The organism is Erythrobacter sp. S227, assembly GCF_057364925.1.
Genome location: NZ_CP200280.1, coordinates 1,493,643 through 1,517,235, shown reverse-complemented (window position 1 = coordinate 1,517,235; position 23,593 = coordinate 1,493,643). Strand labels below are relative to the sequence as shown.

23 protein-coding genes are annotated in these 23,593 nt (G+C 58.6%); 12 read left to right on the top strand and 11 right to left on the bottom strand.

Features of this window, described 5'->3' with window-relative positions; genetic code table 11:
• Positions 1 to 15: 15 nt before the first annotated feature.
• From AC0V6Q_RS07400 to tsaD, 4 genes are read right to left on the bottom strand one after another with little or no spacing between them, the layout of a single operon-like run.
• Entirely contained in the window at positions 16 to 702 is a 687-nt protein-coding gene (locus AC0V6Q_RS07400) for a hypothetical protein (protein ID WP_486167749.1), read from the bottom strand.
• Between the two features lie 52 nt (positions 703 to 754).
• Positions 755 to 2,251, bottom strand: a complete 1,497-nt coding sequence (locus tag AC0V6Q_RS07395) for a lipopolysaccharide biosynthesis protein (protein ID WP_486169276.1) — start codon at positions 2,249 to 2,251, stop codon at positions 755 to 757.
• Positions 2,252 to 2,307: 56 nt separating this feature from the next.
• Positions 2,308 to 3,321 carry an NAD(P)H-dependent glycerol-3-phosphate dehydrogenase gene (locus AC0V6Q_RS07390; RefSeq protein ID WP_486167748.1) on the bottom strand — a complete coding sequence of 338 codons (1,014 nt, stop codon included), beginning with the start codon at positions 3,319 to 3,321 and terminating at the stop codon, positions 2,308 to 2,310.
• Positions 3,318 to 4,385 (bottom strand): tRNA (adenosine(37)-N6)-threonylcarbamoyltransferase complex transferase subunit TsaD, encoded by a 1,068-nt coding sequence (gene tsaD / locus AC0V6Q_RS07385; RefSeq protein ID WP_486167747.1) that lies wholly within the window; start codon positions 4,383 to 4,385, stop codon positions 3,318 to 3,320. The genes AC0V6Q_RS07390 and tsaD overlap by 4 nt, the downstream gene beginning before the upstream one ends.
• A gap of 87 nt (positions 4,386 to 4,472) precedes the next feature.
• On the opposite strand from tsaD, the gene hemC reads away from it, so the two are divergent.
• From hemC to AC0V6Q_RS07370, 3 genes are all read left to right on the top strand, one after another.
• Positions 4,473 to 5,384 carry a hydroxymethylbilane synthase gene (hemC, locus tag AC0V6Q_RS07380; RefSeq protein WP_486169275.1) on the top strand — a complete coding sequence of 304 codons (912 nt, stop codon included), beginning with the start codon at positions 4,473 to 4,475 and terminating at the stop codon, positions 5,382 to 5,384.
• An 8-nt stretch (positions 5,385 to 5,392) separates the two neighbouring features.
• Positions 5,393 to 6,070 carry a uroporphyrinogen-III synthase gene (locus AC0V6Q_RS07375; protein ID WP_486167746.1) on the top strand — a complete coding sequence of 226 codons (678 nt, stop codon included), beginning with the start codon at positions 5,393 to 5,395 and terminating at the stop codon, positions 6,068 to 6,070.
• 126 nt (positions 6,071 to 6,196) lie between these two features.
• A complete protein-coding gene (locus AC0V6Q_RS07370) occupies positions 6,197 to 7,108 on the top strand; it encodes a hypothetical protein (protein ID WP_486167745.1) in 912 nt (303 codons plus the stop codon).
• On the opposite strand, the gene AC0V6Q_RS07365 is transcribed toward AC0V6Q_RS07370, so the two are convergent.
• Positions 7,105 to 8,334: an FAD-dependent monooxygenase gene (locus AC0V6Q_RS07365; RefSeq protein WP_486167744.1), complete on the bottom strand. Its 1,230-nt coding sequence runs from the start codon at positions 8,332 to 8,334 to the stop codon at positions 7,105 to 7,107. The two genes, AC0V6Q_RS07370 and AC0V6Q_RS07365, sit on opposite strands and share 4 nt — an antisense overlap.
• 90 nt (positions 8,335 to 8,424) lie before the next feature.
• Between AC0V6Q_RS07365 and AC0V6Q_RS07360 the strand changes: the two genes are divergently transcribed.
• A complete protein-coding gene (locus tag AC0V6Q_RS07360) occupies positions 8,425 to 10,530 on the top strand; it encodes a protein-disulfide reductase DsbD family protein (RefSeq protein ID WP_486167743.1) in 2,106 nt (701 codons plus the stop codon).
• Here AC0V6Q_RS07360 and AC0V6Q_RS07355 read toward each other — a convergent pair.
• Positions 10,527 to 11,144, bottom strand: a complete 618-nt coding sequence (locus AC0V6Q_RS07355) for a hypothetical protein (RefSeq protein WP_486167742.1) — start codon at positions 11,142 to 11,144, stop codon at positions 10,527 to 10,529. The two genes, AC0V6Q_RS07360 and AC0V6Q_RS07355, sit on opposite strands and share 4 nt — an antisense overlap.
• A complete protein-coding gene (uvrB, locus tag AC0V6Q_RS07350) occupies positions 11,141 to 13,336 on the bottom strand; it encodes an excinuclease ABC subunit UvrB (RefSeq protein WP_486167741.1) in 2,196 nt (731 codons plus the stop codon). The genes AC0V6Q_RS07355 and uvrB overlap by 4 nt, the downstream gene beginning before the upstream one ends.
• A gap of 91 nt (positions 13,337 to 13,427) precedes the next feature.
• On the opposite strand from uvrB, the gene AC0V6Q_RS07345 reads away from it, so the two are divergent.
• From AC0V6Q_RS07345 to AC0V6Q_RS07315, 7 genes are all read left to right on the top strand, one after another.
• Positions 13,428 to 14,000 carry a DUF3617 domain-containing protein gene (locus AC0V6Q_RS07345; RefSeq protein WP_486167740.1) on the top strand — a complete coding sequence of 191 codons (573 nt, stop codon included), beginning with the start codon at positions 13,428 to 13,430 and terminating at the stop codon, positions 13,998 to 14,000.
• 141 nt (positions 14,001 to 14,141) lie between these two features.
• Positions 14,142 to 14,924 carry an esterase/lipase family protein gene (locus AC0V6Q_RS07340; RefSeq protein WP_486167739.1) on the top strand — a complete coding sequence of 261 codons (783 nt, stop codon included), beginning with the start codon at positions 14,142 to 14,144 and terminating at the stop codon, positions 14,922 to 14,924.
• 144 nt (positions 14,925 to 15,068) lie between these two features.
• Positions 15,069 to 16,478: a circularly permuted type 2 ATP-grasp protein gene (locus AC0V6Q_RS07335; RefSeq protein ID WP_486169274.1), complete on the top strand. Its 1,410-nt coding sequence runs from the start codon at positions 15,069 to 15,071 to the stop codon at positions 16,476 to 16,478.
• A 46-nt stretch (positions 16,479 to 16,524) separates the two neighbouring features.
• Positions 16,525 to 17,469: an alpha-E domain-containing protein gene (locus tag AC0V6Q_RS07330; RefSeq protein WP_486167738.1), complete on the top strand. Its 945-nt coding sequence runs from the start codon at positions 16,525 to 16,527 to the stop codon at positions 17,467 to 17,469.
• Positions 17,447 to 18,289: a transglutaminase family protein gene (locus AC0V6Q_RS07325; protein WP_486167737.1), complete on the top strand. Its 843-nt coding sequence runs from the start codon at positions 17,447 to 17,449 to the stop codon at positions 18,287 to 18,289. The genes AC0V6Q_RS07330 and AC0V6Q_RS07325 overlap by 23 nt, the downstream gene beginning before the upstream one ends.
• A gap of 39 nt (positions 18,290 to 18,328) precedes the next feature.
• Positions 18,329 to 19,066, top strand: a complete 738-nt coding sequence (locus tag AC0V6Q_RS07320) for a proteasome-type protease (RefSeq protein ID WP_486167736.1) — start codon at positions 18,329 to 18,331, stop codon at positions 19,064 to 19,066.
• Positions 19,067 to 19,237: 171 nt separating this feature from the next.
• Positions 19,238 to 19,870 carry a response regulator transcription factor gene (locus AC0V6Q_RS07315; RefSeq protein ID WP_486167735.1) on the top strand — a complete coding sequence of 211 codons (633 nt, stop codon included), beginning with the start codon at positions 19,238 to 19,240 and terminating at the stop codon, positions 19,868 to 19,870.
• A gap of 146 nt (positions 19,871 to 20,016) precedes the next feature.
• Here AC0V6Q_RS07315 and AC0V6Q_RS07310 read toward each other — a convergent pair whose 3' ends face one another.
• From AC0V6Q_RS07310 to AC0V6Q_RS07295, 4 genes are all read right to left on the bottom strand, one after another.
• Entirely contained in the window at positions 20,017 to 20,751 is a 735-nt protein-coding gene (locus tag AC0V6Q_RS07310) for an extensin family protein (protein ID WP_486167734.1), read from the bottom strand.
• Positions 20,752 to 20,788: 37 nt separating this feature from the next.
• Positions 20,789 to 21,184 (bottom strand): VOC family protein, encoded by a 396-nt coding sequence (locus tag AC0V6Q_RS07305; protein ID WP_486167733.1) that lies wholly within the window; start codon positions 21,182 to 21,184, stop codon positions 20,789 to 20,791.
• 74 nt (positions 21,185 to 21,258) lie between these two features.
• The gene (locus AC0V6Q_RS07300) at positions 21,259 to 21,978 is read right to left on the bottom strand and encodes a cytochrome c biogenesis CcdA family protein (RefSeq protein ID WP_486167732.1); all 720 of its coding nucleotides are present in this window, start codon (positions 21,976 to 21,978) and stop codon (positions 21,259 to 21,261) included.
• Positions 21,979 to 22,002: 24 nt separating this feature from the next.
• Positions 22,003 to 22,404 carry a thioredoxin family protein gene (locus AC0V6Q_RS07295; RefSeq protein WP_486167731.1) on the bottom strand — a complete coding sequence of 134 codons (402 nt, stop codon included), beginning with the start codon at positions 22,402 to 22,404 and terminating at the stop codon, positions 22,003 to 22,005.
• A 238-nt stretch (positions 22,405 to 22,642) separates the two neighbouring features.
• Here AC0V6Q_RS07295 and budC point away from each other — a divergent pair, with 238 nt between their 5' ends.
• Positions 22,643 to 23,419 (top strand): meso-2,3-butanediol dehydrogenase, encoded by a 777-nt coding sequence (gene budC, locus AC0V6Q_RS07290; protein ID WP_486167730.1) that lies wholly within the window; start codon positions 22,643 to 22,645, stop codon positions 23,417 to 23,419.
• The last annotated feature ends 174 nt before the right edge of the window (positions 23,420 to 23,593 follow it).

Here is a 23,593-nt window from a genome sequence, read left to right as displayed (position 1 = left end):
GCAGATTTCTGCGGGTCAGAAGGTGCCGACGACCAGCCCGTCGCACGTGATTTCGTGGGTATAGGCGTTGAGCCTGTAGCCGCTCCCGCAATCGCCTCCGCCCCACTCAGCCTCTCCGGTCAGGACCCGAAGCATGGCGACGGAGTAGATGACGAAGATGCTTCCAAACAAAAGCTGGTCACGCTCTTGCCCTGTCATCGGCCGAGGAGGGCCTTGGCGGCCCCGCATTGCGTCCATTTTTTCGATCATCTCATCGAGGCTCATCCGCTGTTCGGGCGGAAGTTTGGCAAGATAGGCACCTGCGATCTCCGAACCGTCCCGATATGCCAGCGCATACCAATAGCGCGGATGGCTGGAACTGCGCGGATTGTGCATCTGATTGGCGCGCGCCCATTGAAATCTGATGCGCGGGTTCTTGTTGTCGGCTTGAAAGGCCTTGAAGCAGTAAAGATAGGCGCTCATCACATCCATATCCGCATCATTCATAACGCCTTTGACAGTGTCAGGCTTCATGGGATCGAGCGGGTGCGATGCATATTGATCGCAGGCTGCGATGGCCTGTTCGCTAGTGAGCGCTTGAAAAGCGGGATCGGCGAACTCGCTTACCGGCGGAAACTTTGCCGAAAGCGGGGCCGAAAGCGGGCTTGCCGCGAGAGCGACAAGAAGCGGGGCGGCCCAGCGCATGGTCTTTGAAATCCGCATATCGACCCTCCAGATAATCTGTCACCGAGGCTAGACGCGGTCGGTTTTGCGGTCAAACGGGCGGATCGCCAGCGGGGACGGCGGGGGCCACGTTTTTGCGGAAGAGGACCTTGTCGGATTCGTCAAAGCCCCGCTTCCAGATGACCCAGAAGTATGCAGCGAAGATCGCTGGCCCACCGATAATGATCTCCACCCACTCGGGCGTAAATTCGGTGAAGAGAAAGCCTATAATAACCGCAGGCCCCGCTGCCCATACCAGCGCCCAGCGCCAGTTTGATACCGGCGCATTGAGCAGTGTTTTGAGCACCATTGATTTAACGAGGCTCGCAACCCCAAGCGCAACGAACAGAGCGGCGGCAGCGCCCGCTGCCTGGAAGCCCTCAGAATAACCCCAATGCTGAATAAGGAGGATAAAGCCCACGGTCAGTGCGCCTTGCAGCGTGATCACACCCACTGAAATCGCAAGGTTTCGCTTGCCGGCAATGTAGACCAGCACGCTTTCCGAAACGACAGCCATAGAGGCGATCACTTCGGCGGCCAGCAGGATCGCCAGCGCGCCCGTGCCCCCGACAATTTCCGGCCCGCCAAGTCCCATGACCGCCTCGCCCGGAATAGCGAGCGTCAATGCAATGCCAAATTGCAGCGCGATGATCCAGAAACCGACCTGGCGTACCTGATCGGCGATTGCCGCCATATTGCCGGTCTTGAGGTTCTTTGTGATGACAGGGGCAAGGATCGGCTCAAAACTGGTTTTAAGCTTTTGCGGCAGACTCACGACTTCTTTGGCAAACCAGTAAATGCCGACCGTGCCCGCCGAGGTGAACTGGCCAAGCAGGAACACGTCGAGGAGCCGCGTACCGCGTTCGATCACATCTGCGCCAATCAGGGGCACTGCGCGCGACGTCATCTTGCCCAGATAACGCGGGCGAGGACGCCAGGATTTGGGAAGGCCATAGGTTTTTAAGAAAGAATAAAGTGCGGTGAAAAGAGCGGCATAGATCGCAGCAAGGAAAGCCAGCGCGATGCCGCCGCCCGCAAGCGCCGGAATGAAAAAGAACGCAGTGACGCCGATGGACTTGACCCAGGGCTCCACCACCGCCCGCGCTCGCACTGTGGTTGCGATGTCGTATTTATAAGCCTGGGCCGCGAGCAGGATTTCGGTGAGGGCGAATGCCGGGATCGCCGCAATCATCCACATATCATATTCGCTGCCCGTACCGCTCGGAAAGATGATTACCGGGAAAGCGATCAACAGCAGGCATGCAAGCCCCGAGAAGATGAGCGACACCAGCATCGCGTCAAAAACGAGATTGGCAGGCGTGTCCTCATGGTCTTGGATGCCTTCGGTCAGGCGTTGTGCAAGGCCGCGCTTTTCACCAAGCGCGCAGATGAGGGCAAAGATTTCGATGACAACGAAGGCGGCTGCAAAACGACCCATTTCATCGACACCGTAGAGGCGAAAACCGACGAACAGAAACGGCAATCCGCCCAGCAGACGCAGGACAAAGCCAAGCGTATTGGTGCGCCCGCCTTTGGCAAGCGTTGCCATATCATCGCCGCCCTTATCGGGCGGGGGAGGGGCAACAGGCGTGATCGGAGGCTGGCTCACGCAATATCCGATTGGTCGCCGGGAGTTTCGGCGGTGAGAGGGCGGGCAAGGAGGCGTGCCACAACATCGCGCGGCGGTGCGCCCTCAAGGATTTCATTGACCGCGATCACAATCGGCATCGGCAAATCGCGGTTTCTTACGATATCGGCAAGAACGGGCGCAGTGTGTGCACCTTCTGCGACGGTCGTGCGATCAGCCATCAAGTCGCGCGCTGATTGGCCTTCGCCCAAGGCCTTGCCAAGCGAGAAGTTGCGGCTTGAAGTAGAAGAGCAGGTAAGCACCAGATCGCCAAGCCCGCACAGTCCTGCGAGTGTTTCTGCTTGCGCGCCCAAGGCCTCTCCGAACCTCAGCATTTCAGCATATCCGCGCGCAATTAGAGACGCCCGCGCATTTTGACCAAGGCCAAGCCCGTCGACAACGCCGCAAGCGATTGCGAGCACGTTTTTAATGGAACCGCCGATTTCTGCGCCGGTCACGTCGTCTGAGTAATAGGGACGGAATGCAGGCCGCGCGATTGCGGGGGAGAGCCGTTCCCACTGATCGCGGCCGCCTTCGCAGGCCAGTGTGACTGCGGTGGGCAGGCCGCCTGCAACCTCATGCGCGAATGTGGGGCCTGAAAGAACCGCAATCGCGCTGCCCGGCGAAGCGGCGCGGGCGACATCGTTCATAAGGCGACCCGTCCCTGCCTCAATCCCCTTGGAGCAAAGCACAAGGTCACGCGGGGGACGGGTGAGGCCTTCAAGAACGCGGCCCAAAACCTGCGCAGGCGTCACGGCAAGCAAGATGTCGAGATCGGCCATATCCTCAAGACTGCCAGTTGCGCGGATGCCGGGTGAAAGCTTTGCGCCGGGTAGATACTGCGGGTTGCGATGGTCGTTGTTGATCGCCTCGAACACTTCGGGTTCAAACGCCCAAAGCAATACATCACGCCCGTCGGTGCTAAGCATCTGAGCCAGAGCCGTGCCCCATGCGCCAGCGCCAATTACGCCGATGGTCTGTTTTGCGCTCATGCCTTTACTCCCGCGCCGCGAACGGCGTCTGCATCAGGGTCAAGTGGCCAGCGCGGACGCGCTTTCAAGTCCAAAGGGTCGCCTGCAAAGTTAGGTGTCGACAAAAGCCGCTCACAACCCGCCCAAGCGATCATTGCAGCGTTATCGGTGCACAATTTAAGCGGCGGGGCCACGAATTGCATCTGTTGACGGCTGGCAAGAGCTTCCAATGCGCCGCGCACCGTCTGGTTTGCGGCAACACCGCCTGCAACAACCAGAGCGGGGTGAGGGCCAGCGAGCCCGAGCGCTTTTTCAAGCCGGTCAATCAGGCAATCGACCGCCGCCTGCTGAAAGCTTGCGGCAATGTCTGCATCTGTGTGTTCGCCGCTGTCATAGGCCCGCAAAACCGCGCTTTTGAGCCCTGCGAAAGAGAAATGCGGTTCTTTGGACCCTTTCAATGGACGGGGGAGGGGCACACCCTTTGGATCGCCCTCGCGAGCGAGTTTTTCCACCTTTGGCCCACCCGGATAGCCAAGCCCCAAAATCTTGGCGGTCTTGTCGAAGGCTTCGCCCAAAGCATCGTCGATTGTTGTGGCCAGTCGACGGTACTTGCCCACGCCCTCAACGCTCAAAATCTGGCAATGCCCGCCAGAGACGAGGAGAAGGAGATAGGGGAAGGCCAAATTCTCGTCCGCCAAACGCGGGGAAAGGGCGTGACCTTCCAGATGGTTGACTGCGATCAAGGGCTTGCCTGACGCCATCGCGAGCGCCTTCCCGCTTACAAGGCCGACCATCACGCCGCCGATAAGGCCCGGGCCAGCAGTGGCCGCGATTGCATCGACATCGCCCAAAGAAAGTCCCGCATCATCCATCACCGCCTCGAGCATTGGCGCCAAGCGTTCGGCGTGCGCGCGCGCGGCGATTTCGGGGACCACGCCGCCATAGGGCGCGTGCTCTTTTTCCTGACTTGCAATGCGCTCTGCCAGAATGCGGCGATCCGAAGTCACCAACGCGACGGCGGTTTCATCGCAGCTCAATTCTATTCCCAAAACAATATGCGGTACAATGTGAGGATCGTGTCCCATGGTGCTTCCATCTAGTCCTTGTGCCCGCTAGAGCAAGCGTGACGGGAGACATGATTGGTGAGTAATCAGACTGAAGGCGCGGTGAAGCTGCGGCTGGGGACGCGCAATTCCCCCCTTGCAATGGCGCAGGCTTTCGAGACGCGGACGCGGCTTTGTACGGCGCACGGGTGGAGCGAAGATCAGGTTGAATTGGTGCCGGTGCTTGCCAGCGGGGACAAGGTTCTCGACCGGCCGCTGGCTGAAATTGGCGGCAAGGCGTTGTGGACCAAGGAACTCGACGTTTGGCTGGGCGAGGGGCGCATCGATGTCTCTGTCCACTCTGCCAAGGATGTGGAGACGATCCGGCCTCCTGAATTCGGATTTGGTGCGGTTTTGCCACGGGCTGACCGGCGCGATTGCCTTGTTGGTGCGGCCAGCATCGCCGATATCCCTCAAGGCGCGACCGTCGGCACATCGGCCCCGCGCCGTGCGTCGCAGCTCTTGAACCTCAGACCCGATTGCAAGGTTGTGACCTTCAGAGGAAATGTCGCCACCCGGCTTGGCAAGTTGCAGGCGGGCGAGGCGGATGTGACGTTTTTGGCTGCGGCCGGGCTTGAGCGCCTTGGTGAAAGCGCCGTTGGTGCGCCGCTCGAAGTCAATGACTGGATTCCTGCCGCCGCGCAGGGGGCAATCGTTCTCGAATGCCGCGCCGATGATGATGCGACCAAATCTGTGCTCGCTGCGATTGACGATCACGGGACGCGGGTTGAGCTTGAGGCTGAGCGTGCGCTTCTGGCTGAGCTAGGGGGCACGTGCCACTCGCCAATTGCGGTCCTGTGTCAGCCAGGAGGCGAGGGTTTGACCATGCGGGCAGCCCTTTTCAGCCCTGATGGAGCAGAGCGGGTCGAGGGCGAGACCGTGTTTGACGCGCTCGACCTTGCGCCTATTAAGGCCCTTGCAAAAGACCTCTTGGGCAGAGCAACGCCGGGTATTGCGCCGCATTTCGGCGGGGCGGCTTAAGGCGCTTTATGGTCGGTATGATCCTTGCGGTAAGGCCGGAGCCGGGGCTGGGCTCCACACTGGCTGCTGCAAAGGAAATGGGGCTCAATGTGGTTGGTTATCCGCTGTTCGAGATACGGCCTTGCGCTTGGCAATGTCCTGATCCCGAGAGCGTAGATGCGCTTTTGATCGGGAGCGCCAATGCGTTTCGCCACGGCGGTGATGCACTTGAAAAGCTCACCCAAAAGCCGGTCTATGCCGTTGGCAATGCCACCGCAGATGCAGCGCGCGATGCGGGCTTTAGAATCGCCGAGGTAGGCTCTGGCGGGTTGCAAAACGTCTTGAACACTATCCCACCCGGCACCCGGTTGCTGCGGTTGGCGGGGGCCGAACACGTTCCGCTTGAAGCCCCCCAAGGCGTCGAAGTGGTCACCCGCATCGTTTACGAAGCGGTCCCGCTGGAACTGCCTGAACCTTTGCGCGCAATCCAAGAATTGGATCTTACCGTCCTGCTCCACTCCGCTGCCGCTGCACGTCAATTCGATGCCGAAGCGCGCCGCATGGCGCTTCATCGCGGGCGCATCACCCTTGTCGCAATCGGTCCCCGTGTCGCTTCAGCCGCGGGCAAGGGTTGGGCCGATATCCACGTTTGTGACACCCCAAATGACGCCGCAATGTTGGAATTGGCGCGTTCAAGGTGCATATAGAAGGCACAAACCCGCAATTTCTTCGGGCAAAACACGATAAAACACACCGAAGAGATCAAAAGAACGGGCACGCAAGGTAAACGTACGATGGACTCAAAATTTGGCAGCCGGAAAAAGCCATCCTCTATGAAGGGTGTCTTGTTTGCCGCCCTGGCCTCGTTCGGCTTTGGCAGCGCATTGGCAGGCTACATTGTCTGGTACAATCTCCAACCTGATGAGCCGGCAATTGCTGCTGCTGCGGGTACGCCGGAATTGCCTGACTCAGCGCTGGTGGAAGGCGAGAGTTCGCCAAGCCCAACTGCAACCGTTTCCGCATCCCCCACGCCATTGGCAGAGGCTGTCGCCGCGCTTGAAGAGGGCGATGCCGAAGGAGCAGCCGAAGTGGTCACGCGCGTTGTTGACCAGCAAGGCGGCATTGATCAACGCCTCGCTGCTGCAGAACAGCGTCTTGCACGCCTCGATCTTCAGGCGCAGGCCGCCGCTGGCAATGCGGCGCGGGCCGAGGGTTTGCTGATCGCATTTGCCACGCGGCGTGCGGTCGAGCGTGGTGCGGAACTGGGCTATCTAGCAGACCAATTGCGCCTGCGTTTTTCCGACCAATGGCCAAACGCCGTTGCAACGATCATCAGCTTTTCACGCAATCCATTGCGGGTCGATAATCTGACCGCTCGGCTTGAAGGGCTTGGCCCGCAATTGATCGAGCAGGAAGAGGCCCTGAGTTGGGCGCGTATCCAGCGCGAGCTGGGGGAATTGTTCGTGGTGCGCCGCGAAAGCACACCGTCGCCTCAACCGCAGCTGCGACTTCAACGGGCGCGAATTGCGCTTGAGCAGGGGCGGTATCAGAACGCGATCGACGAGATCAAAGGCATGCCGGGCGCCGCACAAGCCGAGGCATGGATTGCCGATGCAGAACGCTACAAAGCGGCAATGGAAGCGCTTGAAGTGATTGAAACAGCAGCGGTTCTTGATCAAAGCGGGCTTCGCGACGGGGCAGGCAATGTGGTCAACCAGCCGAGCCCGATTGACGCCGAAAACTAGGCTTTCAACAGCTCAGGCAAATCGCCCGAGACGCCGCGCGCTTCGTCCATGAAGAAGGTTTTGAGCATTGGGGTTCGCTGAACCGCTGCCATGCCAAGGCGGCGAACCGCGCTGGCTGCGCCCGTAGGTACGCCGAAAATGCGGGTCAGACCATCGGTTGCAAGCGCCACCATAAAGCTGTCGAGCCCGCGCCACGTTTCATAGCGTTTCAAATTCTCAGGATCACCCGGATCAAGCCCAAGGCGCGCACCTTCGACCAGAACCTGCACCAAAGCGCCCACATCGCGAAGGCCAAGGTTGAGGCCTTGTCCGGCAATCGGGTGGATACCATGTCCTGCATCGCCGATCAGAGCGAGGCGTTCATCGGTGATTTTCGCGGTGTGGTGAAAACCCAACGGATAACTTGATCGCGCACCCACGCTGGTCACATCGCCAAGCACGCCTTTCATGCGCTTTTCAATTTCGGCGATAAAGGCCCGGTCGCCAAGCTTTGTAACGCCCTTGCCGTCCTCTTCCGATACCGTCCAGACAAGCGACGAACGGTGCGTGCCGTCCGCGTCATCCTTCATCGGCAGAAGCGCGAAGGGGCCAGCGGGATAGAAGATTTCCCAGGCGACATTGCCATGTGGTTTGGAATGGGTGAGCCCGGCGATAATCGCGCGGTGCTTGTAATCCCATTTCGCAATTGTGATGCCGGCCTCATCACGAGTGGGCGACTGACGCCCTTCGGCGGCGATCATCAAGCGGCCTTTCAGTTTGCGATCGTCGTCGAGGACAGCTGCAACGCCAAATTCGCTGCGCTCGCGCTCGACAATTTCCGCTTTGGGCACCCAATTGATCAGAGGTTCTTTGGCGGCGGCTTCAAAAAGGGCCAAGCGCAGGCGGCGATTGGGGAACATGCGTCCCAGTGTGCCCTCGTGCGGTTCAGGGGTGAAATCGAGGCGGCCCGGCTTGTTCTGATCGGTCACTGCAATGCTCGCGATGTCGCAGGCGAACGGTTCCAGATAGTCGGCAATCCCGATATTGGTGAACATGTTCCAGCTCGCGGTGGAGATCGCGGTGGCGCGGTCGTCAAAGCCTTCCTTGGTCAGCTCTGCCGGGTCAGCGCGGTCGATCACATGGCTGGAAATACCCTGACGCGCAGCCGACAGGGCCAAGGCCATACCGACAAGGCCGCCGCCAAGGATCAAAAGGTCACGGGTTTCAGAATCTGCGTTATTGCTCATTTATGCCTCGTAACCCTTCAAGTGTTCTTTGCGAAGACCAACTATATCGCTAGGGCCTAAATAGGTTCACCCACCAACCAGAGGCAAGCCGTGTTCGCTGCATCTCCTTTTGCAAACCATGCATGGTTTAAGGCGCTTTTGCTGGCGATTGCCGCGCTGTTGGTGTTTCCGACAGCGTCATGGGCGCAAGAGGTGGACGCAGATCGCGAGCGGGCTCTCACGCGTATTGAGCGCGCGGGCGATGACCGGATTTCGGTCGATCTGTTCGCTGATGGTGCACCGCGTGCGGGCGAGACTTGGATGCTGGCCCTGCGATTTACGCCCAGCGCGCCGGAATGGCATGGCTATTGGGCAAATCCGGGTGATGCAGGGCTGGGGATGCAGCTGGAGCTTGACCTGCCAGAAGGCTGGCAAGCGGGCGAGGCATTGTATCCCGTGCCCAAAAGGCTCCTGATCGCAGAGCTTATGAACCACATTTACGAGGGCGAATATGCGGTTCTGGTGCCTGTTAAGGTGCCAGCGGACGCGGTGATCGAGAGTATCCCCGAGGTCACCGGCATTGTCGAATATCTTGCCTGCACTGACGAGATCTGCGTGCCGCAGGGCGCGGCGTTTAGCGCGGGGCAGGCCGGTGTTCTGGGCGGCGATTTTGCGCGTTGGCGTGCTGAGGTTGCGCCCATGCTGGATGCGAGCGCGGCCTTTACTTTGACAGATGAGGTTTTGCGCCTCGGCATCCCTTTACCGCAGAGCGTGGAACTTCCCGACCCCCACGTCTTTATCGCCAACACCCAATTGGTGGACTACGCCCCGTTCCAAAGCTTCTGGCGCGATGGCGATCGCTTGGTGGTGGAAATTCCCTTGAGCGAATTTGGCACCGGTGAAGCGGATCGGATCGAGGGCATTCTTGCCTTTGACGAACAGACAGGCGTTCGCTTTGTCGCGGCGCGCGGTGAGGTCGCGGTCGGTGGTGAGCGGCTGGTTGTAATGAACAGCGCTGAAGGCGCGACCCCGCCCTTGTGGACGCTGATATTGGGCGCTCTTGTGGGCGGGCTCATCCTCAATATCATGCCTTGCGTTTTCCCGATCCTCAGCCTCAAGGCGCTAAGCCTTGCGCGCGCCGGTGGAAGCGAGGCTGAGGCGCGTTCCGAAGGGCTCGCTTACACTGCCGGCGTGGTTCTCGCCTGTGTGGCGCTGGGCGGCATTATGCTGGCTTTGCGCGCGGCGGGAGAGCAGGTCGGTTGGGCCTTCCAATTGCAGAGCCCCAGCGTTGTGATCGCGCTGCTGGTGCTCGCCACGATCATCACATTGAACTTTGCCGGCATTTTCGAGCTGCCCAGCGTGGACACCGGCAACAGTCAGGGGCGCAGCGCATTTGGTACAGGGCTCCTCGCAGCGGTCGCCGCGACGCCGTGCACGGGGCCTTTTATGGCGGCGGCCTTGGGTGCGGCTTTGTTGTTGCCCACGCCTTTGGCGCTGCTGCTGTTTGCGATGCTAGGTTTAGGGCTGGCGCTGCCGTTCCTTCTGATCGGCTTTGTCCCTGCGCTACGCGAAATGCTGCCAAAGCCCGGAAGCTGGATGGAGACGTTCCGCCGCGTGATGGCGATTCCCATGGGGCTGACCGCGCTGGCGCTTATCTGGCTCACCGCGCAATTGGGTGGGCGCGGCTTTGCCCTGTTTGCGCTGGTAATGCTGTTTGGAATTGTCCTCGCGCTCTTCATTGTCGGACGATTGCAGCAGGCTGGAAAAATGGCGTGGCCCGCCTTTGGCCTCGTGGCTGCTCCCTTCCTTGTTTTCGGAGCCTTTGCGCTGCCCTATGCCTATGCACCCCCGTCGCGCGACCTCTCGGCCTCCTTGCTCGGACCGCAAGCCTTCAGCCGCGAGGCATTGGCCGAGGCGCGCAATTCAGGTCAGCCGGTGTTCGTCTGGTTCACCGCCGATTGGTGCGTCACCTGCAAGGTCAACGAAAGCGTCGCAATCGAGCGCGAGGCAACGGCGCAAGCTTTTGCCGAAGCAGGCGTTGTCGCGATTGTGGGTGATTGGACCGTGCGCGATGAGGAAATCACGCAATTCCTGACAGAACAGGGCGCAGCGGGCGTGCCGCTCTACCTTTGGTATGAACCGGGCGAGGATGCAGAGCAATTGCCGCAGGTTCTCACCCCCGAAATGTTGAGCGAGCGGGCCCAAAAAGATCGTTAGCGCGGGAGCGGTGATGCTTCATCTTGCGCTTCCTCGTCCGCTACCTCTTCGGGGGGAGCGTCTTCGGCAATGGCTGCTTCGTCGATTGAGGTGCCATCCACGCAAGCCTTGATCAAAAAGCCGGGCAAAGCGCTCGGGTTCAAGGTCACCATTCCAGCGCCCGGCACGGTTGACGTGAGTTCGCGTGGCCCCAGAAGCGGAGCCCACGCATCATCGCTCGCATCAAGGCTCCCTTGCCAGAACATGTCCTCGCCCATTTCGCTCGCATCCACCGCAATGCGCCCGATATGGCCGTTGCCCACAAGCGCCAGAAGCGCACCAGCGCCTTCGTCAGCGGAGGCAAAGCGCGAGATTTCCACCTGCGGACCATTTGCCTCGGGGCTCTCGATACACGCCAATGCGAGGAGAGCCGGGTCGCCCGGGACGCCATAAATGATCCGTTTGTCAGACCGTGTCGAAAGCGCCCAAACAGCGCCTTCGGTCTCGGGCGAGGGCAGCGGATCAGAGGCAAATGTGGGCGCTGCCACAGGCATTTCGCGCAGCATATCCGCATCCGTCGGAGGCGGTTTGCAGGCGGCGAGAGCGAGGAAGGGTATGAGAGCGAGGTGCCTCACGGTTTACCGCCCATCCGTTTTGCCCGCACCTTGCCATACCGCGTTTTGCGCGTTCCCGGCTTGCCTTCGTTGCTGCGCCCCACGCGCGGTGCTTTTTTCTCTGTGTCTGGCAGGCCAAGCTCATCATTTTCAAGCCGCCGGATTTCGTCACGCAAACGGCCCGCTTCCTCGAACTCGAGGTTGGCGGCGGCATCGCGCATGCGTTTTTCGAGGTCTTCGATATAGGCGCGAAGATTGTGGCCGACGAGATTGTTGGTCGCATCGTCTTCGAGGTCGACCGTGACGCCGTCCTGCGAAGCGGTGTGGGCGACGATATCGGCGATGTCGCGCTTGATTGTGGTCGGTGTGATCCCGTGCTCTTCGTTATAGGCGCGCTGTTTTTCGCGGCGACGGTCGGTTTCGGCCATCGCGCGCTCCATGCTGCCGGTTATACGGTCAGCGTAGAGGATCACGCGGCCGTCGACATTGCGCGCCGCGCGGCCGATGGTTTGGACGAGGCTTGTCTCTGAACGCAAAAAACCTTCCTTGTCCGCGTCCAAAATGGCGACCAATCCGCATTCGGGGATGTCCAGCCCCTCGCGCAGCAGGTTGATGCCGATCAGCACATCATAGACCCCCATGCGAAGGTCGCGGATAAGCTCGATCCGCTCCAGAGTCTCGACGTCGGAGTGCATGTAGCGAACGCGAACGCCCGCCTCGTGCATGAATTCGGTTAGGTCTTCGGCCATACGCTTGGTGAGGGTGGTGACCAGCGTTCGGTAGCCCTTCTTGGCGGTGGCAAGGCATTCCTGAATGCAGTCCTGCACCTGATCTTCGACCGGGCGGATCTCGACCGGCGGATCGATCAGGCCGGTGGGGCGGATGACTTGTTCTGCAAAGACACCGCCCGTCTGTTCGAGCTCCCACGGACCCGGAGTGGCCGAGACGCAGAAGGTCTGCGGGCGCATCGCGTCCCATTCGTTGAAACGAAGCGGGCGGTTATCGATGCACGACGGCAGGCGGAAACCGTATTCTGCCAGAGTGATTTTGCGGCGGTGGTCGCCCTTTGCCATGGCGCCGATTTGCGGCACGGTCTGGTGGCTTTCATCCACGAACAGCAGTGCGTTTTCAGGCAAGTATTCAAACAGCGTGGGCGGCGGCTCCCCCGGAAGGCGTCCGGTGAGAAACCTCGAATAGTTCTCAATCCCGTTGCAAGAGCCCGTCGCGGCAATCATTTCGAGATCGAAATGCGTCCGCTGTTCAAGCCGTTGATGCTCCAACAATTGCCCTTCAGCCTCCAGCTCCTTCAAACGTTCTGCCAGTTCAAACTTAATAGCTTCGGCGGCCTGTTTCATGGTCGGCCCCGGCGTCACATAGTGCGAGTTTGCATAGACCCGCACGCGGTCCAATTTTGCGCCGGTTTTGCCCGTCAGAGGGTCAAATTCCGCAATCTCTTCGATCTCGTCGCCGAAAAAGCTGATGCGCCATGCCATGTCTTCATAGTGGCTTGGAAAAAGCTCCAGATTATCGCCGCGCACCCGAAAGCATCCTCGGGTAAAGGCTGCATCATTGCGTTTATACTGAAGCGCGACGAGCTTTCGGATAAGCTCGCGCTGATCGACGCTCTCATCTTTCTTGATGTCGAAGATCATCGCTGAGTAAGTCTCGACCGATCCGATACCGTAAAGGCACGAGACAGACGCCACGATCACCACATCATCGCGCTCCAGCAGCGCGCGCGTGGCGGAGTGGCGCATCCGGTCGATGGCCTCGTTCACGCTCGACTCTTTCTCGATATAAGTGTCGGAGCGCGGGACGTAGGCTTCGGGCTGATAATAGTCGTAGTAGGAGACGAAATACTCGACCGCGTTTTCGGGGAAGAAGCTTTTCATCTCCCCATACAATTGCGCGGCGAGGATTTTGTTCGGCGCAAGGATGAGCGCAGGGCGCTGCAATTCATTGATGACGCTCGCCATCGTAAAGGTCTTGCCCGAGCCCGTCACGCCCAGCAGGGTTTGCGTCTGCTCACCCTCGCGCGCACCAGCGACCAGTTCCGCGATAGCCGTGGGTTGGTCGCCAGCAGGCTCGTAATCCGAGACCAGCTTGAACGGCTTCCCCGGCATCGATTTCTCGGGCCGTGCGGGACGGTGGGGAGTGAAATCTTCGCCTGTTTCGGGCTCTTGAAGGCCTCTTCGGATTACCAATTCTGACATGCGAACAGATATGGTACACGTTAAGCCGCTTGTGAAGCGCGGATGAGCGCTCTATCCCTCACGCCAACGCAATGAGGGAGGAATTTCTAAAATGATGACACGCAAATCAATGGGCACGCTCGCCCTCGCATCGGCTTTCGCACTGACCGCATGCGGCGGAGCGCCCGAAGCGGATGCGGATGGCGATGGCACAATTACACAGGCCGAGGCAGAGAAAGCTCTGGCCGCGTCTGATGTCGTGATTTCGGCTGGCGAATGGGAAAACACGGTCGAATTTGTCGATATCGAATTTGACGAAAGCCAATTGCCAGCCGAAGCGCGCGGCATGATCGGCCCGATGCTCGAATCGATGCGTGGCCAAAAAAACACGACCAAGTCTTGTGTCACAGAAGAGCAAGCCAAAGAGCCCGCTGCCGAGATGTTCTCGGGCAGTGACGCGGCTGACTGCGAATATTCAAAGTTCGAATTTGCGGGCGGCTCTATCGACATGGCTATGACCTGCACCGATCCCAATTCGGGCACGGCCAACATAACGAACACCGGTTCTTATGATGAGGACAGCTATTCGATGGAGATGGATATCTCCATGGAAGGCTCTGAAATGGGACAAATGAAGATCAAGGCGAAAAGCGAAGGCAAGCGCGTCGGCGAATGCGCTGAGTAAGCTTTTGCATGAATTGCTTGATGAGGCGGCCGGAGCGATTTGGCCGCCTTTTTCGTTTGATCCCGCTTCAATTCGCTCCGGGTTCACTGCGACGTCTGTTTCATTGGGCGTTCACTCGACGATCGTATATAAGGGTGGGTAATGTCCAGGATTGAACACTTCCTCGCCTCTTCCAAAGCGGCCTTGAATGAAACCGAGCTTGCGCGCCGGATCCAGCTCGCCTCGGGCGATTATGCTGATGAGGAAAAGGGCAAGCCCAGCCTCCTCAAATTCATGGGCGAGGCAGACTTGCTGATCGAACCTGCGCGCCGATTGGTCCGCCAATTCGCCGTGCCCAAGGCAAAGCATCCGCAAACGGTGATCCTGTTCCCCGGCTTTGGCCATGGACCATCGCGTATGAAATATATGGCGGATCGTCTGGAAGAGGCAGGCCATACCGTCAAAGACTGGGGCCAGGGGCGCAATTGGGGCGTGGCCGAAGCGACACTCGAGGCGCTTGAAACACGGCTTGCCATGGTGAGCGCCGATGCAGTCGGGCCGGTCGCCCTTGTCGGGTGGAGCCTTGGCGGGCTTTACGCGCGCGAACTTGCAAAGCTGCATCCCGGCCTCATCACCAAAGTCATCACCATGGGCTCGCCCTTTTCAGGTTCTAGGCGCAGCAACAATATCTGGCGTCTCTACTCGGTCGTCACCGGAGAGAGCGTGGATGAGCCCGGGATCGACGCAGACCCCTCGGTTAAACCCGACGTCGAGACAATCGCTTTGTGGAGCCCGCTTGATGGCGCAATCGGTCCGCGCAGCGCAGCCGGCAAGCCGGGCGAACGCGACCGCGCGGTTGCCCTTCGCTGTACGCATTCAGGCTTTACCTATGATCCCAAAGCCATTGCTGCTGTGATCAAAGAGCTGGATCGGGAGCCTGCTTGAGCCTTCGCGCGCAAAATTTTGTGCCCAAACAAGCGCTTTCTTTTTGAAGATCGCCCGTTAGACTACCCTCTTCGCACTTGCGGCAAAGTTGCGAGGGAAAGTGAGCGGGTAGGAGTGTCGGGGCAACCGGACAATTTTGACGAGATGCGGGATGCGGCTGGCAATGTCCGGCCTGCCTATGCCGACTATGGCGCATGGTACGATCAGCAAGAGCTCTCCTTTCTAAAGCGCAAAAAGGCCGAGGCGGATGAAAGCTTTCGCCGCACAGGGATTACTTTCAACGTTTATGGCGAGGATGAGGCCGAAGAGCGTCTGATCCCGTTTGACATGGTCCCACGCATTATTGCCGCAGGCGAATGGCGTAGATTGACCCGTGGTATCGAACAGCGCGTGCGCGCTCTGAACGCATTCCTCGCCGATCTTTATCACAAGCAAGAGATTATAAAGTCGGGAATTTTGCCTGAGCGTTTGCTGCGAAACAATGACGCGTGGTTGCCCCAGATGGTCGGACAAATGCCGCCCGGCGGTGTTTACACCCATATCGTTGGCATTGATCTGGTTCGTACAGGGCCCGATCAATGGTTCGTGCTTGAGGATAATGCGAGGACGCCTTCAGGTGTTTCCTACATGCTCGAAAACCGCGAGACTATGATGGAAATCTTCCCCGACCTGTTCAGTCAGGTGGCGGTGGAGCCTGTCTCCAATTATCCGCGCAGGCTGGCCCGCAGCCTTGCGGCCTGCGCTCCGCCAAAGTTTGACGCAAGCGGCGGGCGCAAACCCAATGTCGCGGTGCTGACGCCGGGGATCTACAATTCTGCCTATTTCGAGCACGCCTTTCTGGCCGATCAGATGGGCGCCGAATTGGTCGAGGGCAGCGATTTGCGGGTCATTGATGGCCGCGTTCAGATGCGCACCACGCGCGGGTTTGAGCCGGTTGATGTGATTTATCGCCGTGTCGATGACGACTATCTTGACCCGCTGACATTCAATCCTGACAGCGTACTTGGCATTCCTGGCATTATGGATGTCTATCGTTCGGGCGGCGTGACAATCGCCAATGCGCCGGGGACCGGGGTTTCCGACGATAAGGCGATCTATTCCTTCATGCCTGAGATCGTGAAGTTTTATACCGGCGAAAAGCCGCTGCTTCCCAATGTCGAGACATGGCGCTGCGCCGACAGCGACAGCCTTGCCTATGTGCTCGATAATCTGGAAGAGCTTGTGGTGAAGGAAGTCCACGGCTCTGGCGGATATGGCATGCTCATCGGCCCCACCGCGACGAAGAAGGAAATCAAACAGTTCCGCGCCAAGCTTGAGGCCAAGCCTGAAAACTATATCGCGCAGCCCACGCTCTCGCTCTCGACATGCCCCGTTTACAAGCACAAGGGGCTTGTACCGCGTCACGTCGATTTGCGGCCCTATGTATTGGTGTCGCCTGACGGGATCGACATCACTCCGGGCGGTCTTACCCGTGTTGCATTGAAAGAGGGCTCGCTCGTGGTGAATTCCTCGCAAGGGGGCGGCACCAAAGACACATGGGTGCTGAAAGACTGATGGCACAAGGGAAACTCATCAGCCAAGAGATCGGGAGCCCCCTCCCATGCTAGGCCGGACCGCAAACGGCCTCTTCTGGATGTTCCGCTATCTGGAGCGGGCGGAGAATACCGCGCGCCTTCTTGAAGCGGGCCTTCGCATGGCACTGACCCGTGATGTGGAAAGTGCGCAGGACGAATGGCGTTCTGTTATCTCCACCCTCGGGCTAAAATCCGCATTTGAAGCGGCGAATGATACCTATGAAGGCACAGCCGTCTGGAACTTCATCCTGCGCGATAGGGCCAATCCCAGCAATGTCAGAGAGATGATGGGCGCGCTTCGCAACAATGCGAGAACCGCGCGCACATGTTTGTCGAGCGAGGTTTGGGAAGCGGTCAATGAAAACTGGATGAAGCTCGACAAGCAGCTTTCCCGCCCGGTCAGCCAGTCCGCTCTTGGTGATGTGCTAGAGCGATTGCGGCGTACTGGGATGCATGTTCATGGAGCGATGGACGGCACAATCCTTCGTAACGAAGGGCGTCATTTTGCGCGGGTCGGCACCTATATCGAGCGGGCCGAGAGCACGGCGCGCATTCTCGATATGAAATATTATTTGCTGCTTCCCTCGCTTTCCTATGTGGGGTCAAGCATTGATACCGGGCAATGGGAACAGGTCCTGCGCTCGGTCGCAGGGGTCAACAGCTTTGGCTGGATCAATCGCGGCAATATTGATGCGCAATCTATCGTCGAATTCCTTGTCCTCGATCAGCGTTTTCCCAGAAGCCTTGCGTTTTGCCGCAATGCCCAGCGCAGCCATTTGGAAAAGCTTGCCAGTCTGCATGACCGCGATAACGATTGCGCAGCACTTCTGGCAGCGCAGCAAAGCGAAATTTCCAGTCTGAGTGTCGAGGCCGTCTTTGATCAGGGGCTGCATGAATTTCTGATCGAATATATGGCCAACAATGCGGTGATCGCAAAAGCCATCGCCGATGAATACAGGTTTCTGGCGTGAGATATTTGGTATGAAACTCTCGATCCGCCATTCCACCCGCTATGCCTTTCAAGAGCCGGTGATCCATGCGTTGCAACGCCTGCGTCTGACGCCAAAGGAGACGCAAGGGCAGTCCATCCTTGAATGGAACATGGTCTATGACAATGCGCATCCCGAACTCGAATATGAAGACCAGAACTGCAACACGGTCGCGCTGATCGCGGTTGAACCGGGGGCAAGCGAAGTCACAGTGACCTGCGAGGGCAAGGTCGAGACGAGCGATCATGCAGGCGTGATCGGGCGTCATTCGGGCCATTTGCCCTTGTGGAGCTTCCTTGGCCAGACCGATCTGACAAGGCCAGGATTGCAAATGCACAATCTGGCGCGTGAAATCGGCAAGCCAGATGAGGCAAGCGTCGATTTCCTCCACGAACTTTCCGCCCAGATCGCCTCGCGCGTCACATATGGAATTGGCACGACAGGCGTTTCGACCAAGGCCGAAGAGGCGGTCGCAGCAGGCGAGGGGGTGTGCCAGGACCACGCCCATATCTTTATCGGCCTTGCCCGCCTGTTCGATATCCCGGCGCGCTATGTCTCGGGCTATCTGATGATGAATGACCGGATCTCGCAAGAGGCGAGCCACGCATGGGCGGAGGCTCATATCGACGGGCTTGGCTGGGTCGGGTTCGATGTTTCTAACGGGATAAGCCCCGATCCGCGATACGTCCGGGTTGCAACGGGGCGCGATTATCGCGATGCGGCGCCCGTGACAGGAATCAGTTTCGGGACAAGCGCCCAATCGCTCACTGTTGATCTCGAAGTTGAGCAGCAATCCCAATAAACAAGACAATGTAAACGGGACCACTAAGGAAAAAATGACATGACCTATTGCGTTGGCATGGTGCTCGATAAGGGCCTTGTCCTGATGAGCGATACCCGCACCAATTCGGGCGTCGACAATATCTCTGTGTTTCGCAAAATGTTCTCGTGGAGCGTGCCGGGCGAGCGGATGATTACGGTCATGACGGCGGGCAATCTTGCGACAACACAGGCAGTGGTCAGCAAGCTTGAAGAACGCACCAAAGAACCGGACGAGCGTGAAACGACTTTGCTGAATGGACCCACCATGTTCACCGTCGCAACCGAGATCGGCAAGCTTCTGCGCCAGACGATCAGCGAGGTGCAGGACGCCAACAACACCAGCAACCGTTTTGCAGCGTCCATCATTCTGGCAGGCCAAATTGCCGGAATGGAACCGCGCTTGTTCATGATCTATCCCGAAGGCAATTTTATCGAGGCAAGTTCGGACACGCCGTTCTTCCAGATTGGCGAAACCAAATACGGCCGCCCGATCCTCATTCGCGGCTATGAGCCCGATATGAAGATCGAGGATGCGGTGAAGCTGCTTATGGTATCGTTTGATTCCACCTTGAAGGCGAACCTGTCTGTGGGCCTTCCGCTTGACCTGATGGTGATTGGCAAAGACGAATTTGCCGCCTCTCATGAGCGGCGGATCGAAGCGGATGACGAATACTTCAGCAAAATTTCGTCCAATTGGGGCGATGCGCTGAGGTCTGCGTTCGAGTCTCTGCCCGACTACTCTCTCGATTCGCAGTAGAGCCAAGCGCCTAATCCGCATATAACCCCAGAATTGTTACGAACAATTGGTTCAATCTGGAGGAATTTATTAGGTAGGATTCAGCGTTTTGGGAGAAATCCTGACCGTATGACTCCATATCGGGGTTAGTGTGGCGTGAATTAACTGCGTGGTCGGCGCACCAGACTAAGCATGTCACGCAAAGCCACCCTCCATTTCATCGATTCCAATAGTCGGCACCGCGCTGAATTGGCACGCATAGGGTTTTCCCTAGGCCACCATTCAGAAGTGTATGGCGACATTTCGGAATTATCCATTCACCCACCGCGCGAAGGGATCATTGTCGCCCGCGATCTGCCTGATCAGGGCGGCGTCTCGATGATCCTTGAACGGCTCAGTCGCCTTGGCATCTGGTTGCCGTTGATCGCGATTGAAACCGACCCACGTCCGGGCCGCATTGTAGAGGCGATCAAAGCCGGAGCGCTTGATTATCTCTCCTTGCCACTTGATCCGGATCGGTTCGAACGCTGTCTCGCCCGGATCGAGAAAGAGGCTGAAATCTTCGGCGCTGCACGTCGCCGCATGATCGAAGCGCGCGATCGCATCGCCAGCCTTTCGGTTCGCGAACGCGAAGTGCTTGAATGGCTCGCTCAAGGGTCCAGCAACAAGGTAATCGCGCGTGAGCTGGAAATCAGCCCGCGCACCGTTGAAATCCACCGTGCCAACATGATGCACAAACTGGGCGCACGTCACGCCGCCGAAGCCGTCCGTCTCAAACTTGAGGCGAAATTGGAACCTCAGATTGAACCCCAAGTGAGCTATTAAGTCTGCTTAAGAATTGCTGGGCTACTCCCGGCATGCATCCTGTGATGGGCGCTCTAGCGAGCAGCGAAAGCCATCCCGCCGTTGGTACCCGCACGGCCTCGACATTCCCTAAGTGTCGGGGCCGTGTACCCGTTTCGGGAATATGATTATCGGCACACTCCGCCGCTTGATGAACCACTCAAACCCTCAAGGTGAAAGTGGTCCGTATGGGCGCGATTGTAGTCCGGGCTCAGCACCGTACCAAAGCGCTTGCAGGCCGAAGATCTGACAACTCTCAGGAATTCGCGCTCTGCTGCTGTGCCCCCGTCCCAATCTGCGATGAGGCTGATCCGGCGTCCGTCTGCTAGTACAAAGCCGGACACGTCAATCGCCTCTGCACGCGAATGGGCAGAACGCCTGTCAGTGCCCGCGACATTGCGACAGGCATAGCTTCCCATTGTCTCTATTTTGGCAAGGCGGCTGCCCAGTATCTGGCGGGCTGCGCGATCAACGCCAAAGCGTGCCCAGCTGCTGAAAGCATTGGCGACATCGCATTTTACAGGGCCCAGATTGCTGATCCCGAATGTGCCGCGGTCGCCGCTGATCGACATCAGCTGGACAGTACCAAGCCGGTGGCAACCGGGCGCTGCATATGCGTCGGGAAGGGCGGTAAAGCGCGAGCCGGTGGCCCCCAGATCGCTGATGCAACTGGCCTCGCCGCTGCGCTGTCCGAAGTTTCGCGGGATGGCCGCAACCACTGGCCGCGACGGCTCGCGCGTATAAGATCGGGAGGTGTTCGTATTGCTCGCCCCATCGCCGCCAGGGATAATCCCGCCGCATCCGGCAAGGGATAGCGCTGCAATAACAGGTGCCAAAAGGCGTAAAGGTGCCCACAGGTTCATAACTTATGAACCGTAACAAAGGATGGTTAACGCAAGACTAAGGAGTTTCGTCCGCGACCTGTTCCCAAAGCTCAATCTTGATGCCGTTGGGGTCAAGAATCCAGGCAAACTTGCCGTATCCTTCGTCAGCGGTATCAAGCACTTCGACGTCGCGCGATTTCAGGATTTCGACAAAACCGTCGAGGTCGGCCACGCGCAGATTGATCATGAAACCGCCGGTGCCAGGTTTGATATATTCATCGTCTTTGAAGTGACTGATGAGCGAGTAGGGGTTTTCCTTGGGCTCGTCTTTCCACGCGAATTGCGGTCCATATTCGCCGTCCACACCCAGCTTCTCGCGATACCAGGCCCGCGTCGCTTCGGGATCGGGTGCGACATAGAAGATGCCTCCCAATCCGGTCACGCGTGGTCCCGTTGTTGCCGCTTCACCCATTGTACTGCTCCTCCCGATCCGATCCCGCCTCATCTTATGCCGCAAAGCGAGGGGGCTGGCAAAGAGCCCGCGCCTCAGAACGACGTGGTGAACTCGATCACCGATTGTGGAAGAGCATCGAGAAGCGCGATTTCAATCACCTTGTCGAACCCTGTCACCACCATCAGGCCGACCACCAGAAGCGCGGCTCCGAACAATGGTTTTCCGTACCGGGCTAAGACGGTGAGCGTTTTGCGCCGCTCTCCCATTGCTTTGCGTGAGCCATAGGCAAAGGCGAGCACACTTGTCGCAACGCCAAGACCAAAGATCAGGAAGATCAGAAAGCTGGAAAGAAGGTCTTGACCCTGACTGGCCGCCGCAATCGCAACGCCCAAGGTCGGGCCCACACACGGTGCCCAGACAACGCCCAGCAAAAGCCCGATCGCAAACTGGCCATGCCAGCCATCACCGCTCAGCATCGACAACCGTTGATTGCCGAAATTGGCAATGGGCGCAGCCGCGGCGCTGAGCGCAGTCTGCGCTTGGGGCACAAGCAGCACCACTCCTGCCACGGCCAGCAATCCGCCCGCAAACAGGCGCACAAACTGTTCATTGATGCCAAGCGAATAGCCAAAGGCGATCACGGTAAAGCCGAAGAGGGTAAAGCTTGTGACGAGACCGCCCGCCAAAGCGAGGGGCCCAAACCGGCTTTTACCCAGCGCCGACGCCACAAGGATCGGCACCAGCGGCAAAACGCATGGGTTCAGGATCGTCACCAGCCCTGCAACAAAGGACAGAAATGCGCTGCCAAACATGGGAATGTCCTGAACCGTGAGCTCTTAAAGCGCGCCCAGAACCACACCGCGAAGGCGTGTGCGGTTCGTTTCAGCGATTGAGCGAGCCACTTCGTCCATGCCTTTGAACACCAGAACGGTGGATTGGCGCGGAATGCGATTGGCGCGAAGGAAGGCCTTCTCGTCGTCAAAATTGACTTTGACGAACAAGACATCGCCGCTTTGTTTTTCGGTGCGCAGTTCTTCGAGGATGGGGGCCTGCGCACGGCATGTCGGGCACCAGTCGGCATAGACATCGACGACAATGGTCTTGCCTTTCTTTTGCGCCATCATGAACTCGGCCTCGTCATAGGTGGTCCAACCGGCTGCGCTGGCCTGGGCGGTAAGCTGCGTGGCACCAACGACGAGCGCACCGATGGCGGCGATGATGAGGAAAAGGCGGGTCATTTTTTTCAAAACTCCATAGGATTGGGGCGGCGCAGTGACTGATGTCAGTGGCCGGGTTTCCTATGTCGTTCGCGGGCGCCGTTATGGAGGTTACACTGGCGCGTAAAAAATGTGGGGCGCCGGAAAAAAGTGCACCGCGTGCTTCGCCACCACATCGCCAATGAGGACAGCAAAGCTTGCGCTATCCACATGTTGCGATAAGCCAGAGAAAATCTTCGCTCAATCAAAGGACACGCACATGGCCGACCAGCAACGCTTCACAGGCAAGACCGTCATTATCACCGGCTCATCAACCGGCATCGGCGAAGGGATCGCGCGGCGATTTCATGACGAGGGCGCGAACGTTGTCATCAATGCCCGCAATGCCGAGAAATGCGCGAAGGTCGCCGATAGCCTTGATCCAGCCCGCACTCTGGTGGTCGCAGGCGATGTGTCGAAATCGGATTTTGCAAACGAGATCGTGGCCAAGACGGTAGAGCGCTTTGGCGGGCTCGATTGCCTGGTCAACAATGCCGGCGTTGGCGGAGGGGGCATCCTTCACAAAACCGACGACGCCGAAATCGACCGCATCATCGATATCAACGTCAAAGGCGTGATCTATTTGAGCCGCGCGGCGATCCCGCATTTGATCGAGACCAAGGGTTCGATTGTGAACATCTCCAGCGTGTCTGGCACAGGCGGCGATAGCATGCTGCCGGTCTATAACGCCTCCAAGGGCGCAGTGACGAACTTGACGCGCGGGCTCGCCTTGCAGCTTGGTGCCAAGGGCGTTCGGGTCAATGCGATCAATCCATCAATCACGCGCTCGGACATGGTGGAAGAGATAACCAGCAACGAGATGGCGATGAAGGCGGTCCTCAACCGTATGGCGATCAAGCGCATGGGCGAGCCCGAAGACATCGCCGCGGCCACAGCCTTCCTCGCCAGCGACGATGCAAGCTTTATCACCGGTGTAAACCTTCCCGTCGACGGCGGGATCAGCGCGAGCAACGGCCAGCCCAATTTCATGGGGTGAGCAGTCATTGACGGGGTAGGGGTTCCCCACTTTCACATTCCAGCAAAGGCTTTTCGGGATTGGGCCGCAATTTCGGGGCGTCGTTGCTCGCCCGCTGTACGCCTCTGCTAGTAATAATTATTCGCAATAGTCTTGCAAAGTCCTTGGGCTTGTTGCAACTGGTTTGCATTAGCG